Annotated in this window: 16 protein-coding genes; 10 read left to right on the top strand and 6 right to left on the bottom strand. The window is 62.2% G+C overall.

Annotated elements, in window-relative coordinates:
- The first annotated feature begins 431 nt into the window (after positions 1-431).
- Positions 432-596 (top strand): hypothetical protein, encoded by a 165-nt coding sequence (locus AB2B41_RS11180; protein ID WP_367877876.1) that lies wholly within the window; start codon positions 432-434, stop codon positions 594-596.
- A gap of 49 nt (positions 597-645) precedes the next feature.
- Here AB2B41_RS11180 and AB2B41_RS11185 read toward each other — a convergent pair whose 3' ends face one another.
- Positions 646-1,206 carry a hypothetical protein gene (locus AB2B41_RS11185; RefSeq protein ID WP_367877877.1) on the bottom strand — a complete coding sequence of 187 codons (561 nt, stop codon included), beginning with the start codon at positions 1,204-1,206 and terminating at the stop codon, positions 646-648.
- A gap of 71 nt (positions 1,207-1,277) precedes the next feature.
- The gene (locus AB2B41_RS11190; protein WP_367877878.1) at positions 1,278-2,441 is read right to left on the bottom strand and encodes a LysM peptidoglycan-binding domain-containing protein; all 1,164 of its coding nucleotides are present in this window, start codon (positions 2,439-2,441) and stop codon (positions 1,278-1,280) included.
- Positions 2,442-2,709: 268 nt separating this feature from the next.
- Between AB2B41_RS11190 and AB2B41_RS11195 the strand changes: the two genes are divergently transcribed.
- Positions 2,710-3,348: an AraC family transcriptional regulator gene (locus AB2B41_RS11195; RefSeq protein ID WP_367877879.1), complete on the top strand. Its 639-nt coding sequence runs from the start codon at positions 2,710-2,712 to the stop codon at positions 3,346-3,348.
- Positions 3,349-3,451: 103 nt separating this feature from the next.
- On the opposite strand, the gene AB2B41_RS11200 is transcribed toward AB2B41_RS11195, so the two are convergent.
- A complete protein-coding gene (locus tag AB2B41_RS11200) occupies positions 3,452-4,312 on the bottom strand; it encodes a MurR/RpiR family transcriptional regulator (RefSeq protein WP_367877880.1) in 861 nt (286 codons plus the stop codon).
- Between the two features lie 128 nt (positions 4,313-4,440).
- Here AB2B41_RS11200 and AB2B41_RS11205 point away from each other — a divergent pair, with 128 nt between their 5' ends.
- The 8 genes from AB2B41_RS11205 to AB2B41_RS11240 all read left to right on the top strand — a co-directional run bounded on the left by AB2B41_RS11205 (position 4,441) and on the right by AB2B41_RS11240 (position 12,578).
- On the top strand, positions 4,441-5,214 hold the full coding sequence (locus AB2B41_RS11205; protein WP_367877881.1) for an N-formylglutamate amidohydrolase: 774 nt from the start codon (positions 4,441-4,443) through the stop codon (positions 5,212-5,214).
- Between the two features lie 8 nt (positions 5,215-5,222).
- Positions 5,223-5,780 carry a TRAP transporter small permease subunit gene (locus AB2B41_RS11210; RefSeq protein ID WP_367877882.1) on the top strand — a complete coding sequence of 186 codons (558 nt, stop codon included), beginning with the start codon at positions 5,223-5,225 and terminating at the stop codon, positions 5,778-5,780.
- On the top strand, positions 5,780-7,105 hold the full coding sequence (locus AB2B41_RS11215) for a TRAP transporter large permease (protein ID WP_367877883.1): 1,326 nt from the start codon (positions 5,780-5,782) through the stop codon (positions 7,103-7,105). The genes AB2B41_RS11210 and AB2B41_RS11215 overlap by 1 nt, the downstream gene beginning before the upstream one ends.
- 50 nt (positions 7,106-7,155) lie before the next feature.
- Positions 7,156-8,187, top strand: a complete 1,032-nt coding sequence (locus tag AB2B41_RS11220; RefSeq protein ID WP_367877884.1) for a TRAP transporter substrate-binding protein — start codon at positions 7,156-7,158, stop codon at positions 8,185-8,187.
- A 110-nt stretch (positions 8,188-8,297) separates the two neighbouring features.
- Positions 8,298-9,662 (top strand): glutamine synthetase family protein, encoded by a 1,365-nt coding sequence (locus AB2B41_RS11225; protein ID WP_367877885.1) that lies wholly within the window; start codon positions 8,298-8,300, stop codon positions 9,660-9,662.
- Entirely contained in the window at positions 9,659-10,048 is a 390-nt protein-coding gene (locus AB2B41_RS11230) for a YybH family protein (protein ID WP_367877886.1), read from the top strand. Before AB2B41_RS11225 ends, AB2B41_RS11230 begins: the two co-directional genes overlap by 4 nt.
- Positions 10,049-10,058: 10 nt before the next feature.
- Positions 10,059-11,429, top strand: a complete 1,371-nt coding sequence (locus AB2B41_RS11235) for an aldehyde dehydrogenase family protein (RefSeq protein WP_367877887.1) — start codon at positions 10,059-10,061, stop codon at positions 11,427-11,429.
- A 3-nt stretch (positions 11,430-11,432) separates the two neighbouring features.
- A complete protein-coding gene (locus AB2B41_RS11240) occupies positions 11,433-12,578 on the top strand; it encodes an iron-containing alcohol dehydrogenase (protein ID WP_367877888.1) in 1,146 nt (381 codons plus the stop codon).
- Between the two features lie 12 nt (positions 12,579-12,590).
- On the opposite strand, the gene AB2B41_RS11245 is transcribed toward AB2B41_RS11240, so the two are convergent.
- The 3 genes from AB2B41_RS11245 to AB2B41_RS11255 form a co-directional block, all read right to left on the bottom strand.
- Positions 12,591-13,097, bottom strand: coding sequence for a CIA30 family protein (locus AB2B41_RS11245; protein WP_367877889.1), 507 nt, complete (start codon positions 13,095-13,097; stop codon positions 12,591-12,593).
- 124 nt (positions 13,098-13,221) lie between these two features.
- The gene (locus tag AB2B41_RS11250) at positions 13,222-13,566 is read right to left on the bottom strand and encodes a hypothetical protein (RefSeq protein WP_367877890.1); all 345 of its coding nucleotides are present in this window, start codon (positions 13,564-13,566) and stop codon (positions 13,222-13,224) included.
- Between the two features lie 18 nt (positions 13,567-13,584).
- A complete protein-coding gene (locus AB2B41_RS11255; RefSeq protein WP_367877891.1) occupies positions 13,585-16,926 on the bottom strand; it encodes a DUF6519 domain-containing protein in 3,342 nt (1,113 codons plus the stop codon).
- Positions 16,927-16,953: the final 27 nt, after the last annotated feature.

Below are 16,953 nucleotides of genomic sequence, written 5' to 3' on the forward strand. Positions count from 1 at the left end.
TGGCTGAAGCTTCTTGGGCAATCGCAGACCACCCGATGGATGAACGCTAAGGCCTCTCGTCTCTTCTAACACTTCGGGCTCAGTGCGGTCGTTGGTGCGGCTGTTGGCCAACGGCAACTATGGGCTCGTTGCGGACCTCGGAGGCTCCGCAGCATTCGCCCCATCTCGTGCGCTTGCTCGACAAGGCTGGCCCTAACCGGACTTTCGAAGAATTCTTGAAATGCGTCGGCTGCTTCCGCAATACAGCCATTCATCCCCCTCACGTCAACTTACGAAACAGCCACGTCCGGTCGAACCTCTCCTTCGGCTCTTCCATGCGCGCCTTGGTCAGAACCAAGTCGCGGTTCTGCACCGAGGCGATCATGGCATCCACCAGCATCGTCGTCGCCGTACCCCAGTCCTAAGGGACTGCGATCCGGCTGGAGAGACTGTTGGTGGCGGTACTGGTCTGCGCAGGATCGGTGTTGCTGGGAACTCACGCGCGTTTCCATTTCGACAGCGCGACGGCGCAGACTGTCCTGCTGACACTGACGGCGGTTCTCGCCGTGGCCTGCGTGCGGCGGCAGGTGTTGATGCGGTGGGTGGGGGAGAGCTGAGGGTTCTATCGTTGATTTGCGTGCACCTCAATGCATCAGGCGGAACCTCTCAGTAGATACCTCTGCCAGCGGCCATTGCCTGTTTGAGCCTTTCCGCCTCGCCTTTTTCGATGATCCGCAGGTTGGCTTCGGCTGTCGCCATGGCCACGAGAAAGCCCTTCGTCGCCTTTTCCATCCGCCCCTTCTGCGCCTTTGCATCCTTCATGAATCTGTTGAGTTCAATTGCGGAAAGCCCTTTCTTGGATGCCTTTTCCAGCTTGGTCTTCATATCCAGCGATTCCTTCTCAAGCTGCGACATTTGCGCGAGCACCTTGCCCATGTCGGCGCTCGCTTTTTCTACCTTCTTCAGTCGCTTATCGGTCTTCTTCAGCTCGGTTGGGTCCAGTACTTCGAGGGTCTTGGGGTCAATCCTGTCCTTCTTGACGGTCTTCTTGCGTTTCTCGAGCTTGAGACGGGCATCAAGCATCGTTGCGCTGAGACCGACGTGATAAGCAATGGCGTCTTTCAGACCGTTGATGACCGGATATTTCGGTTTCTGCTTGTCGATACTTTCGGCAAGTCGCGCGTGTTGTTCTTCGACCGTAAGCCGGAATCTCTTGGGTGGTGCCATGGCAAATTCCTCCAGCCAGGGGCGTCGTAATCATGATGGGTACCGTCGCGGAAAACCGCCCGCGCTTTCCCTCAGGCAGGCATGGCATCCGCTGCCTTTGTCAGCTTTCTTGCCCGGGCCTCGGCATCCTTCGCCATCCCGGCGAGCTGTGAGGCCGACTTCTGCAACTGATTGATGGACTTGAAAAGTTCGCCGTTCCGCTTGCCGTACTCGATCTTGACCTCGTTCGCCTGCTTCTTGAGTTCCTTGACCGGGTCCCAGGCGAGGGTCTCTCCAACTGATTTGCCATTCCAGAGCCCGATGATGCCCTTGGCCCAGAACGAGGGGCTGCTGACCGACATCGCGCATTCAGCGGCAAAAGCGATGCGCTTGCCGACCTCGGAGACATCCTTGTCGGTCTTCAGGTGTTCGATGCCCTTTTTCGCCGCGCTCTCCTTGATCGGCTTCTTGGCCATCTCCTTGGCTATGCCCGCTGCCTCCTTGTTGATCGCGGCCAGTTCCTTGCCCGTCGCCGAGGCGGCCATCGACGATCTCTTGGCGATCGCGCCGAGACTGACGAACATGGTCGCGATACTGGCGACCGTGTCGACGGTGACGAACAGACCGTCGATATCCTTCGCCGCCTTCTCGATCTCCTTCACCATCATGTCGCAGTATTTCTGGTTGTTCTTGTACTCAGCCATTGCGGAAGTAGCAGACCTCGACAGCTTCTCGGATTTGAAAGAAAGCGCCTTGGACAGGTCGAGTTCGGCCTCTGCCTGCGCGAGCCAGAGGTTCAGGGTAAGCAGCTCGCCCTTCGTCAACGGGATGGTGAGCACGTCGCCCGGTGCGAGCGTCGTCGGGGTTTTGTGCTTCTTGCGCAGCTTATTGTTGTAGTCGTGATACCAGATGTCATCGCCCGAAGCGTGCCCGTACGATTTCGCGATTGCCGCGATTGTCTCGCCCTTCTTGACCTTGTGCAGTCGCGGTTTTCCCATTGCGTCTTTCCAATCGAGCTTCACTTCGACCCAGATGCGAAGTTGGCGAAACAAGCGAGTCTGAGAGAGTTCTTCGCGATGGGCCGGGAAGCCGAATGGCCCGGTCCGTTCTGCTCCCAAGCAGAGGCTAGACCTTGAAGGAATCACTTGGATTGTAAAAACTGGCCAAATATCGCCGCGCGCGGGCAGCCGCGTTTTCGGACCGGCGATTTTCGCGCCGATGGGAAGTTGGCCACTGCCGTGGTGCGGACATACCATTGCTCTGCCTGCAGAACGGAGCGGCCGGTTGCCCGCCTCCGGTCGCAGAGGCAAACGGCATGAAAGGGGAAAGCGAATGACATCGGCCCCCGACATCTACGAAGTCTGTTCACCGCCGCCTGAGGTGGCGCCCTATGTAGAGAGATTTCTCTACGCCGACATTCGGTACAGCGTCGATTACCAAATCCGACCTTTTCCGACCGGTCGCTGTTTTATCGGGTTCGTCTTCCGGGATCCCATTTCATCGCAGCGAGGTGCAGAAAAAACCATGGCGAGCGCCTTCCATTTCTGCGGGCACGTCGGGGACGACGATATCGAGGTGCACTATCGCGGCGAGATCGGGCATATCATGGCCGAGCTGAAACCGTCTGCCCTGATGCGGCTCTTTGGGCTTCCCGGAAACGAGCTTCACGGGCTTTCCGTGGACGTGCGCGACCTTTTGCCCCGGCGCGCGGTAGACCGCATGCTTGACCGCGTCGGTCGGGCGCGCAACCGGGATGAACGGATCGCCGCGTTCTCGATGATGCTGCTCGAGCAGGCGTCGATGCACCCCGTCCGCGGCAGGATGATCGACTTCGTGGCCGCGGAAATCGACCGCCAGCGCGGCCAGATCAGGATGAGCGATCTGAGTGAGCAATTCGACATGTCACGCCGCACGCTGACCCGACGCTTTACGGAAATTGTCGGACTCTCGCCCAAGCGTTTTGCAAACGTGGCGCGGCTGAACAATACGATCCGTCAGCTAAGCGCTGCGCGCTTTTCGACGCTTGCCGACTTGGCGGTCGAGACGGGATACTACGACGAAGCGCATATGTCGCATGATTTCACGCGGTATTTCGGCATGAGCCCGGCGCGCTTTCTGGAAGCGCGGAACGCGATGATCCTGTCCTATGCCGGGGGGAAATAGGCTGTGACGGAGCTGGCGTGACGTTAACGGCCCAAGGCTGCGCCATAGAGAGATTCCGAAACGGCGCACGTCCCGCCTGTCGCGATCTTATCGAAGGCGCAAGCTAGGTGAATTTCCGAAAGAGCCGCGTGCGGTCGAACATCTCCTCCAGCTCTTCCATCCGCGCTTTGGTCTGATCCCAGTCGAGGTTCTGCACCGAGGCGATCATCGTCTCCACCAGCAGCATTGTCGTCGCTGCCGAGTCCCAGGCGGAGGGGACCACGATACGGCTGGAAAAGCTGTGGGTGGCGAGGCTGTGCACCGGGGAGCGCCATTGATCGGTGAAGAGGATGATCTCGGCCCCGCGGGCGTGGGCCATTTCTGCCAGTTTCAGGGTGTTGTTCTCGTAGCGGCGGACGTCGAAGATGATGAAGACATCGCCCTTGCGTGCGTTAAGCAGGTAGTGCGGCCATGAGTTCGAGGTGGATTGCACATGTGTCAGGTTCGGGCGGATCGTCTGCATGTGCAGGAAGAGATATTCAGCAAGCGTATGGGTGATCCGGCCGCCGACGATGTAGAGATGGCGGTCGGGATCTCCGGCCAGCGCGCTGGCGGCGTCGAAGGAATGCGCGTCGATCCGGGCCAGCGTGTTGCGGATGTTGCCGATTACCGCATCCGTGAACCGGTTGAGCATATGCTCCGAGGGCGCGGCTTCGGCCCAGGTGTCGTGCTTGGAGATGGGGCCTTGTGCCTTGGCGCGCAGTTCCTCGCGCAGTTCGGCCTGGAATTCGGGATAGCCCTTGTAACCGAGTTTCTGCACCATCCGGGCGACCGTGGGGACCGAAACATCCGCATCCTTGGCGAGTGCTGTCAGCGGCCCGAGGCCGGAGGCGGGGTAGTTTTCGAGGATCGACAGCGCCAGTTGCCGCTCGGCGCGGGTCAGATCATCCAGTTTGTGCTGGATGCGGTCCGATATCGTGAGCATGTCGCCGGACAAGCCGCCCTCCGCGTTTGCGCAAGAATTTATCAAAGCCCTCTGGCGTGAGATAAATTTTTCATAATTGTGTTGACAGAATCCCCCGCTGGCAAGAGTTTTGTCATTCAGGGGGCTTGATGCACGCAGATCACAACAACATGGACCCGGAGCCTTTCGAGGTCTTCAATGCGCAGGCGACATCGCCTGTGCTGCTGATTTGCGAGCACGCCTCATGCCACATGCCTGCGGAATACGATCACCTTGGCCTTCCGGTCGAACACAGGGAGAGCCATATCGCCTGGGATCCCGGCGCGCTGGGGGCCGCACGGCAGATGGCCGAGGATATGGGCGCGGTGCTGATCGCGGGCACGCTGTCGCGGCTTCTCTATGACCTGAACCGCCCGCCCACCGCCGCCGGGGCGATGCCCGCGCGCAGCGAGGTGATCGACGTGCCGGGCAATGTCGATCTGCCCGAGCGGGAGCGCAAGCGGCGTATCGCGCATATCTACAAGCCTTTCCACGGACGCGTGGCCGAGGCGCTCGCGCGGCGGGTGGCACCGGTGATCGTGACGGTGCATAGTTTCACGCCGGTTTATCTTGGGAAGACGCGCGAGGTTGAGATCGGCCTGTTGCATGACGCGGATAGCCGACTGACGGATGCCATGCTGGAGATTGCAAAAGACCACAGCACGCACCGGGTCGAGCGCAATGCGCCTTACGGTCCGCAGGACGGCGTGATGCACACGCTCAATATCCACGGCGACGCCAACGGTCATCCCGGCGTGATGATCGAAGTGCGAAATGATCTCATCAAGACCGGGGAACAGCAGGCCGAGATCGGACGGATGCTGGCCGGTTGGGTCGGTGATGCGCTGGCATGGATGGATGCGAACATGGCGGGTGTGCTGTGACCGGTGTGATGCGCGGCTTCATCCGGGGCGTGGACGCCATCAACCACCGGCTGGGCCGGATCGTGATGTACGGCATTTTCGTGCTGATGGGCATCCTGCTGTGGTCCTCTGTGTCCAAGACCTTTTTCCTGCCGTCGCTCTGGACGCTGGAAATGGCGCAGTTCGTGATGGTGGGCTACTACATCCTCGGCGGGCCCTACACGGTGCAGATGTCGTCGCACGTGCGGATGGATCTGCTTTATGGCGGCTGGTCGGACCGGCGCAAGGCGTGGTTCGACCTGATCACCGTCTGCTTTCTGATCTTCTATCTCGCCGTGCTGCTTTACGGCGCGCTGATCTCGACCGCTTATTCGCTGGGCTACTGGAAGAACGCGCCGATTTCCTACCTGTTCAATGTCGTGATCGGCGCGGAAGAGGTCGGGCGACTTGAGCAATCCTCCTCGGCCTGGCGCCCCTACATGTGGCCGATCAAGGCGGTGATGATAGCGGGCTTCTTCCTGATGCTGCTGCAGTGTCTGTCGGAGTTCTTCAAGGACGTGCTGCGGCTCAGGGGTGAGCCCGTCTGATGTCCTACGAAGTGATCGCCACGCTCATGTTCTCGACCATGATGCTGATGCTGTTGACGGGTCAGCGGGTCTTTGGCGCGATTGGGTTTGTGGCCGTCGTGGCGGCGCTGCTGTTCTACGGGGATCGGGGTGGCTATGACCTTGGCTTCGCGGCGGCGATGAAGCTGATGAAATGGTATCCGCTGTTGACGCTGCCGATGTTCATTTTCATGGGGTACGTACTGAGCGAGTCCAAGATCGCTGACGATTTGTACCGAATGTTCCACGTCTGGATGGGTGGCCTGCGCGGCGGGCTGGCGATTGGGACAATCGGGTTGATGGTGCTGATTTCGGCCATGAACGGGCTGTCCGTCGCGGGCATGGCGATTGGCGCGACGATTGCTTTGCCCGAGCTTTTGAAGCGCGGCTATGACAAGCGGATGGTGACGGGGGTCATTCAGGCGGGATCGTCGCTGGGCATCCTCGTGCCGCCCTCGGTGGTGCTGGTGCTCTATGCTATGATCGCGCGGCAGCCGGTGGGGCAGTTGTGGCTGGCGGGCGTGATCCCGGGCCTGATGATGGCGGCGTTGTTCGTACTCTACATCGCGGTGCGCTGCCGCCTCAATCCCGAACTCGGTCCGGTGCTGAGTGCCGAGGACCGCGACATGCCGCGCGGCGAAAAGCTGCGGCTGCTGCGCGCGGGGCTTTTGCCGATCATCATTTTCGCGGTGATGATGGTGCCCTTCGTCAATGGCTGGACGTCGTTGGTGGAAAGCTCGGCCATCGGGGCGCTGGCGGCCTTTGTCGCCGCCGTGCTCAAGGGGCGGATGACGAAGAAGGTGTTCGAGAACTCCGTGCGCAACACGCTGGGCATCACCTGCATGTTCATGTGGATCATCCTCGCCGCCCTGGCCTTTGGCGCGGTCTTTGACGGGCTGGGCGCGGTGAAGGCCATTGAGAACCTCTTTACCGAGCAACTGCACCTCAGCCCCTGGATGATCCTGATCCTGATGCAGCTCAGCTTCATCGTGATGGGCACGTTCCTCGATGACACCGCGATGCTGGTGATCGTCGCCCCGCTTTACGTGCCGCTGGTGGGGGCGCTGGGGTTCGACCTGATCTGGTATGGTATCCTTTACACGATCACGACACAGATTGCGTACATGACCCCGCCTTTCGGGTATAATCTGTTTCTGATGCGCGCCATGGCCCCGCCGGAAATCAGGCTGCGGGACATCTATGCCTCCATCACACCTTTTGTGATGGTGATGGTGGGGGCGCTGACGCTGGTGATGCTCTTCCCGCAGATCGCGCTGTGGTTGCCGGAATACGTTTACGGAAAATGAACCCTATAAGCCGGGCCAACCGGCATGATTTGACAACAAGGAGAGAAGTGATGACCACAAGACGCAATTTCATCAAGGGTGCCGCCGTCGCGGGCCCCGCCGCATTGGCCACCCCGGCGCTGGCGCAGAACACGATCACCTGGCGGATGCAGACCTATGCCGGTGCCGCGCTGGCGGCCGAGGTGATCGACCCGGCGATCAAGATGTTCAACCAGATCGCGGGCGACCGGATGCAGATCGAGCTGTTCTACGCCGATCAGCTGGTGCCGACGGGTGAGCTGTTCCAGGCGATGCAGCGGGGGACCATCGACGCGGTGCAGTCGGATGACGATTCCATGGCCTCGCCGACCGAAGTCACCGTGTTCGGCGGTTATTTCCCCTTCGGCTCGCGCTACTCCCTCGACGTGCCGGTGCTCTTCAATCAGTACGGGCTGAACGAGATCTGGGCGTCGGAGTACGAGAAGGTCGGCGTCAAGCACATCAGCGCCGGTGCCTGGGACCCCTGCCACTTTGCCACCAAGGACCCGATCAACTCGCTCGCGGACATGGAAGGCAAGCGCATCTTCACCTTCCCTACCGCCGGGCGCTTCCTGAGCCAGTTCGGCGTGGTGCCGGTGAACCTGCCCTGGGAAGACATCGAGGTCGCGGTGCAAACGGGCGAATTGGACGGTATCGCCTGGTCGGGCATCACCGAGGATTACACCGTGGGCTGGGCCGATGTGACCAACTACTTCCTCACCAACAACATCTCGGGCGCCTGGATCGGGCATTTCTTTGCTAACATGGACCGCTGGAACGAACTGCCCGAAGACCTGCAGATGCTGTTCCAGGTCTGCTGCGAGCAGTCGCATTACTACCGCCAGCACTGGTACTGGGGCGGCGAGGCACGGTTGCGCGTGCATGGTGACAAGCTGAAGCTGACGACGATCCCGGACGCGGAGTGGGCGACGGTCGAAGCGGCGGCGCGCGAGTTCTGGGAAGAAATCGCGGCGGAAAGCGACGTGAAGCGGCAGGTTGTCGATATCTTCAAGCAGTACAATGCGGATATGGAGAAGGCTGGACGGCCTTACCGTTACACCTGACCGCAGCGTCCCGGGCTTGACCCGGGACCCCCGCGCGGCTTGTGCTGCGTTTTGAAATTCCGAGGCCCCGGGACATCCCCGGGGCGTCGCTCTGACCAAAGGACACCCAAATGCCCGGCAACCTGAGCTTTGACGATCTGAAATCCCGCGTCTCGACCGGGGAAATCGACACCGTGCTGACCTGCTTCACGGACATGCAGGGCCGGTTGATGGGCAAGCGATTTCACGCTGTGAATTTCGTGGAGTCCTCGTTCAAGGAGACCCACTGCTGCAACTACCTGCTGGCCACGGACCTCGAGATGGCCACGCCCGATGGTTATGCCGCGACCTCGTGGCGAAAGGGCTATGGCGATTACATCATGGCACCGGATCTTTCGACGATCCGACTGATACCCTGGCTTGAGGGTACGGTGATGGTGCTTTGCGATATCCTCGATCATCACACCCATGCGCCCGTCCCTCACGATCCGCGCGCCATGCTCAAGCGGCAGGTGGTGCGACTTGGCGAGTTGGGCTTTGACGCGATGATGGCAACGGAGCTGGAGTTCTTCCTGTTCGAAAAGTCCTTCGACGACATCCGCAAGGGCGGTTATCGGGACCTCACGCCGCTCAGCGGGATGAACGAGGACTACAATATCTTCCAGACCACCAAGGAAGAGCACGTGATGCGGCCCATCCGCAATCACCTCTTTGCCGCCGGGCTGCCCATCGAGAATTCCAAGGGCGAGGCGGAGACAGGTCAGGAAGAACTGAACATCCGCTACGCCTCCGCGCTCGACTGCGCGGACCATCATTCGATTGCGAAACAAGGTGTAAAGGAGATTGCCTGGCAGAACGGGCACGCGGCGTCCTTCCTGCCCAAGTGGCATCACGACAAGGTGGGCAGTTCGTCCCATGTGCACCAGTCGCTCTGGAAGGACGGCGACCCCGCCTTCTACGACGAAAGCGATGCGCTCGGGATGTCGCAACTGATGAAGCACTACATGGCGGGGCTCATTCACTACGCGCCCGATTACACCTTTTTCCTTGCCCCCTACGTCAACAGCTACAAGCGCTTCGCCAAGGGGACTTTCGCGCCGACCAAGACCGTCTGGTCCGTCGACAACCGCACCGCGGGCTTCCGCCTTTGTGGCGAAGGCACCAAGGGCGTGCGCGTGGAATGCCGCATCGGCGGGTCGGACCTGAACCCCTACCTCGCGCAGGCGGCGATGCTGGCGGCGGGGATCAGGGGGATCGAGGATCAGATGGAACTGGCGCCGCCCACGCGGGGCGACATTTACGACGCGAAGAACGCCCAGGACATTCCGCAGACGCTGCGCGCCGCAACCGAGACCCTGCGCAACTCTGCCTTTCTGCGCGAGGCGATGGGGGATGACGTGGTCGACCATTACACGCGGAATGCCGAATGGGAGCAGGAGGAATTCGACCGCGTGGTGACGGACTGGGAAATCGCACGTGGGTTTGAGCGGGCATGAACGAGAGTGCCGAGACCGCGATCCGGGACCTCTGGACCCGCTATTTCGCCGCCTACGAAGGGCTTGACGCCAAGGGGTGCGCGGGCGTTTTCGCCGAAAACGCCTGGGTCGTCTCACCCTGGGGACCGCCGGCGCAAGGGCGCGACGCCATCGAAGACGCGCATTTGACCTGGTTCGAGGAGGGCGAGCGCAACAAGACGGCCCAAGTGGTGGATTTGCAAGTGGCGGGGCCATCCGCAGTGTGCCTGCTGCGCTTTGAGGCTGATATCCCTGACGGAACGCGCGTGGCGGGAATCAACCTGAACGTCCTGCGCGAGACTGCGTCAGGAGGCTGGGAGATCACTCATAGCAGCCTCAACGACATCGACATTAATGAACCTTTCTGAAGGCACCCCCATGATCCGCTGTATCTCTCCCATCGACGGCTCGGTCTACGCCGAACGTGACACTCTGTCCCCCGAGGCTGCGCGCGCCGCCGTGGATGCGGCGAAGGCCGCGCAAGCGGATTGGGCGGCATTGCCGCTGGATGACCGTATCCGGCTGGTTCTGGCCGGGGTCGCCAAGGTCGGCGAGATGAACGACCTCATCGTGCCCGAGCTTGCGCACCAGATGGGACGGCCGGTCCGCTATGGCGGGGAGTTCGGCGGCTTCAATGAACGCGCGACCTATATGGCCGGGATCGCGCGGGATGCGCTTTCGCCGATCCAGATCGAGGACAGCGACCGCTTCCACCGGATGATCAAGCGGGTGCCGCATGGCGTGGTGCTGGTGGTCGCACCGTGGAACTACCCCTACATGACCGCGATCAACACCGTGACACCTGCCCTGATCGCGGGCAATACGGTGATGCTGAAACATGCGTCGCAAACACCGCTGGTGGGCGAACGGATGGCCGAGGCCTTTCACGCGGCGGGTGTACCGGAGGAGGTGTTTCAGAATGTGTTCCTCGACCACGAGACCACGTCCGAACTGATTGCCGCGCGCTCCTTCGGCTTCGTGAATTTCACCGGCTCCGTGGCGGGCGGCAAGGCCATCGAGCGTGCGGCGGCGAGCACCTTTGCAGGGCTTGGGCTCGAATTGGGGGGCAAGGATCCCGGCTATGTTTGCGACGACGCGGATGTCGAGGCGGCTGCGGAGACGCTGATCGACGGGGCGATGTTCAACTCGGGCCAATGTTGCTGCGGGATCGAACGGATTTACCTGGCCGAGCAGCATTTCGAGCGCTTCGTAGATAAAGCGGTTTCCATCGTGGAGGGCTACAAACTGGGCAATCCGCTTGACAATGAGACCACACTGGGACCGATGGCGCAGGTCCGTTTTGCCGATGAGGTGCGCAAGCAGACCGAAGAGGCCGTGGCGGCGGGGGCGAAGGCCCTGATCGACCCGGTGCTTTTCCCCGAGGCAGGCGGCGCTTACCTGATGCCACAAATCCTGACTGATGTGACCCACGACATGCGCGTGATGCGCGAAGAAAGCTTTGGTCCCGTGGTCGGCATCATGCCCGTCAAGGACGACGCCGAGGCGATTGCGCTGATGAACGACAGCGAGTACGGCCTGACGGCTTCTGTCTGGACCGCCGACACGGGCCGCGCCGAGGCCATTGGCGATGCCATCGAAACCGGCACCGTGTTCCAGAACCGCGCAGATTACCTCGACCCCGGCCTCTGCTGGACCGGCTGCAAGGATACCGGCAAGGGCGGCGGGCTGTCGGTGATCGGCTATCACAACCTCACGCGACCCAAATCCTACCACCTCAAGAAAGCCTGACCCATGAGCCTGACTGCCAATTGGTCCTACCCTACGTCCATCCGCTTTGGCGCGGGCCGCATCTCGGAAATCGCCCAGGCCTGTGCCGCTGCGGGCATCCAGAAGCCGCTGCTGGTCACCGACCGGGGTCTTGCCGGGATGGCGATCGCCACCCGGACGCTCGACCTGCTGGAGGACGCCGGTCTGGGCCGCGCGATGTTCTCGGACGTGGACCCGAACCCCAATGAGAAGAACGCCGAGGCCGGGGTGAAAGCCTACCGCGAAGGCGGACATGACGGGGTCATCGCCTTCGGCGGCGGCTCGGGGCTGGACCTGGGCAAGGTTGTCGCTTTCATGGCGGGGCAGTCGCGCCCGATCTGGGATTTCGAGGATATCGGCGACTGGTGGACGCGGGCCGATCCGGAGGCCATCGCGCCGATCGTCGCGGTGCCCACCACGGCCGGGACGGGGTCAGAGGTGGGCCGCGCCTCGGTCATCACCAACTCGGAGACGGCGGAGAAAAAGATCATCTTCCATCCCCGGATTCTCCCCCGCGTGGTGATCTGTGACCCCGAGCTGACGGTGGGCATGCCGCCCTTCATCACGGCGGGCACCGGGCTTGATGCCTTTGCCCATTGCGTCGAGGCTTTTTGCTCGCCCCATTACCACCCGATGAGCCAGGGCATCGCGCTTGAAGGCATGCGGCTGGTCAAGGTTTACCTGCCGCGCGCCTATGCCGATGGTTCGGACATCGAAGCGCGGGCGCAGATGATGTCGGCGGCGGCCATGGGGGCAACGGCGTTCCAGAAGGGGCTGGGGGCGATCCATGCGCTGTCGCATCCCATCGGGGCGATCTATCACACCCATCACGGGACAACGAACGCGGTCTGCATGCCCGCCGTGCTCCAGTTCAACAAGCCCGCGATTACTGGCGTGATCGAGCGCGCGGCGTGGTATCTGGGGATCGAAGGCGGCTTTGACGGGTTCTGCGGCTTTGTGGATGATCTCAATGCCGCGATGGGCATTCCGGCGACACTGGGCGATCTGGGGGTGAAGGACCCCGACATCGACCGCATCGTCAGGGGCGCTTTGGCCGATCCGAGCACCGGGGGCAATCCGGTCGAGATGACCGAGGAGAACACGCGCAAGCTGCTGATGGCCTGCCTTTGAGGGCTTGTTCACTCAGTAGAAGCCGATCTCCGCAACGTCGATCCCGGCGGCGTGATCCCTGCCGTAGGCCACAACCGCGACCGATTTGACACTGCTTGCCTTCGGGGTATTGCGCAGCAAGCGACCCGAGGCGCTGAATGCTGAGAAGGGCAGCCGGACCTCGGTCCATGCCCCGGTCACATCGAAACCGGCCTGGTAGTACTGCCACGGCAGCATCGTTCCGGCAGTGCGCAGATGGACGAAATAGCGCTGATCGTTGCCGCGCACCCGCAGGACGACACCGGTTGCGCCATCAGGCGGGGGCGCGTCGAGGTCGAGGCGCATCTGGATGAAACCACCCCGGTTCTCGGTACTGACCGTCCCGGTCATGCGCGCGAAATTGAGGCCGCCTTCGGACAGGAAGGTCACCTTGCCCGTGGATACACCGCCCATCACCTGATCGGAGAAGAAGCGCCATCGCGTTTCTGGCTGGTCTTCGAAGGTCTCGATCATCCGGGACTGGGCGACAAGGGGCGTCATGGGGCAAATGGCAAGCAAGCCAGAAAGAAGGACTGTCAGCAGGCTGCGCATGGTGGGATCGTAGCACCCCGGGAGGCCCGGCGCCAATCAGTTTCGAGGGCACTAGGGGTCGCTCCACTCGCGCTCATTTCTTCTTGGTCCCTCCCGCCCTGGGCTTGGCGGGCGCGGGCTTGTCCGGTTTGCGCGGCGTGCCGCCGGTGCCGCCCTGGCGCTGCTTGAGATCGGGCTGGTGCGACTTGATCTTGGCAAGCGCCTCTTTCTCGACCTTGATCGCGGCGTCGTAGCGCGCCACCGCCGCGGCCTTCTGTTTCTCCAGCGATTTGATCCGCGCTTCGATCCGTTTCTCCTGCGTATCGGTCACGGCCTTGATGCGCGCCTGGTAGTTCTGCGGCGTCACTTTTTCCGCGAATTTCTTGTCGATCTCGCTGAAAAGCTTGGTCTGGTCCTTGATCAGCTTGGTAATGCTCATCTGGGCCTCCTTTCTGTCCTAGAGCTGCCGGTTGAAGTCGGCCTCGTTGGCGGGGAAGTTCGGGTCGTCTGCGAAGCCTGCTGTGGTAATGTTGCCGACGACCGTACCGGGCATGTTGCCCATGTTGACCGAGGGCATCATGCCGTTCATGGTCTTGATCTGGTTGCCCATCACCACAGCTGCCGAGCCTTCGAGGACGACGGTGGCATTGTCCCCCGACTCGATCCCTGGGCCGAGGTGCCAGCAATAATTGTGGTTGAAGAACACCCGTTCGAACCTCGCGTTGAAGGTCTCCGTGATCGGCAGTTCGAGGATTTCGACGAGCGCCGAAAGCCCCTTGCCCGTGAACTTGTTGTTGGTGATCTGGCAAGGGAAGCCAAGCGTCAGCGCACCCGGGCCACCCACGGCACTGAACTCCAGAAGCCCGTGGATCAGCAGCGCGCGGTCCTCGCGCCCGTCGGGCAGCAAGGCGCCGTTGGAATAGGTCACAAGATTGCTCTCGATCCGCGCCTCCATCACGAAGGCCCCCAGGATGCCGCGCGTGGGGCTGTTGTTGGCGGCACCGTCGATGGGCACGCCGGTGTCGATCACCTCGTTGGCCTCCACCTGCCATTCGCCCAGCACGAAAAGCGTTCCCAGCGCAAAGGGCAAGGGGCCGAACCAGCCGACGTTGGACAGGTGGTTCTCGGTAAAGCTTGTCCGGGCGACAGTCAGAAGCCCAAGCACCCCGAAGAGCGCGGCATTCGTCACCGAGTTGTTGGCGACGGTCGGGGCGAGTTCGAGCCCAAGTGCCACGCCGAAGCCGGTGTCGGCGATGGTGTTTCCGCTCAGCCGCAGGTAGCGGCCCGAGGTCGAGATCACGCCGCTGCCCGAACCGCGGATGGCATTGTCGCTGACGCGGGTCGCGATGGCCTCGTTCAGGAAGATGCCGGGCGTGAAGTCGAATGTCGGGAAGGGGTCGATCTCGTTCCCGCTGACAAGGACGTCGCGGGTGTCGCCCACGAAAATGCCCGTGGTCACGCCGCGCAGGGTGTTCTCGGCAACGACCGCATGTTCGGTAAGGTGGTCCTGATCGGGGCCATTGCCGAGGAAGATGCCGACGTTGCGCGCATCGTCGTCGGCCACGAAATTCACTTCGACCACGTTCTGCGTGATCTTGGTGCCGATGCCGCTGGCACGGATGCCGGCGGTGGCGCTGCCGATGAAGCTGACGCGATTGCCGGTGATCAGACAGTCTCCCGCGCCCGTGTCGATGCCGAAGAAGACAATCGTGTCGCCGGGGGACGCGCCGGTCTGCATCAGGTCGATCTCGTTCCCGCTGACCTCGGAGCCCTGCCCCAGCGATCCGCGGCTTGCCCCGGTTGCATCGTCGTTGATGCTGATCCCGGTGATTGCGCCGGAAATGCGGTTGCCGCTGGCCCTCACCGGGCCGGTCACGTTGACCGCGCTGATGCCAAGCTGGCCCACGAAGCTTTGCGCGCCGAGGGTCATGGAATTATCGATGACCTCGATGTGATCGCAGCGCTCATAGGCCAGGATGCCAAAGACCAGCGCCTCGAAGCGGCTGGCCTCGATACGGATGTTCGAGGCATCGGCCAGCACCACCCCTGCCGAGGACGTGCCCCGCGCGGCGAAAAAGGCGCAGTCGGTCACTGCGACATCGGCGGAGGAGATCACCTCGAGGATCCCGAGATCGTTGGCCGCGGCCGACTGGTGCTCGAACCGGATCAAGGAGACGCGGACGCTGGTCGTCCCCGAAATCTCCAGCACGGTGCCATCACCCGTGTGCGCCAGCGTGACACCGGGGGATTCGCCGTGCAGCACCACGTTGGGCGTGGTGATCCGAACGGCCGAGGACACGTTGTGCAGCCCTGCCTTGAGACAGACGCAGCCGCCCACGTCGTCTGGCAGGCTGTCGATAGCGGCCTGGATATCCTCGCCCGGCTGCACGACCACGGTGCAACAGCAATCGCCGGCAAAGTCGATCGGATCGCGGCAATCGGACACCGCGGGCGCGATCCAGTTGCCACCGGATGCCTCGACCAGTGCGAGGCGGCAGTAGTGGTGCTGGAAGTCCTCCGGTGGGGCCGCGTTCAGTTCTTCCACAGAATTGTCGGCGTAGCGCGCGATGAAGGTCCAGCGGTCCCCGATCCGGATCGAGCCGGTACCGGCGGCCAGCGTCATGGAAATCTCCACCCCGTCCTTGAGGGCGATCCAGGTGCCGTCGGTCGGCATCGGGATCAGACCGGAAGAGCCCACCAGGTCGAGGTCGGTAATGGGGTTGCCGTCATTGTCGACGATCTGGCCGGACTGGTCCCAGCGGCGGATGACCGGGTGATACTGCTGATCGAGGTCGGGCCCCGCGCCGTCAAGGCGGACGGCATTAGCGGGCAGCGCGTTCTCAAGCGTGATCGTGTTGGTGGGATCATCCACCGTCAGCACCTTGGCCATGGTGCCGGATTCACCGGCCAGCAGGCGCGGTTCGTCGGTGATCTCGACCCAGTCGCCGGGGTTGAAGCGCAGGAAGTCGTCCTTGGCGACCTCGGCGACCTCAAGCACATCGCCCTGGGGCTGCGACAGGATCGTCGTCGCCACGGTGCCATGGGTCTTGGAGTATTTGATAAGCGGCGTGCCATTCTGGTCGAACCCGTGGACCACGGCGAGATAGGTGCGGTTGTCGATGCCGCGATAGGCGGCGTCTGGCGGCAGCAGGCAAGGATCGGTTTCGGCCTGCGCGGGATCAGCGCGCGAACTCAGCCGCGCAACGGAGGGGGCGATTTCCTCGGGCCAGTTGGGAATGTCTGCGTCCGGCGTCGAACAGATCGTATCGTTCGGGACCGGCCCGAACGCCTTGACCTGCCAGACGGTCTGCCGCCGCGCGAAGGTGTCGACGGTAATTCCGGGATCGAGAATGCTCTCGTCCTCGAGGAAGGTCACGTCACGCTGCCAGACGTCAAGGTAGATCAGGTGCAACCCGTCGGCGGGCACAAAGGGATCGGCACCGGGGAGATAGGGCTGATCGTCGAAGTCCACCGGATCGGGGCTGCGCATTTCGGACAGGATTTCGTTGAAGACCTCCGTCCCGGTCCCGAAATTCTCGGCCAGGTGGCCGTCGACGTAGTAGCGGCCCGGCCCGATCTCGAGATCGCCGCCGGAGACGGTAATCTCGAAAGAGGTGGGCAGGGCAGACGGGTATCCGCAGCGCCCGATCAGGTCGACGGTTTCGGCGCGCAGGCGACGGTCGCGGATGCGGCGGTCTTCGTTGATGGGCGCATCGGTGGCCACACGGCCCTGCATGGTGGTGGTCCAGGTCGTGTTCCTGCGGTGATCGAATGTCTTGCGGCTGATATCGGTGGTCATATCGCGTGTCTCCTGCAGGATGCGGGT

The organism is Sulfitobacter sediminis, assembly GCF_040811725.1.
Lineage (GTDB): Bacteria > Pseudomonadota > Alphaproteobacteria > Rhodobacterales > Rhodobacteraceae > Sulfitobacter > Sulfitobacter sediminis.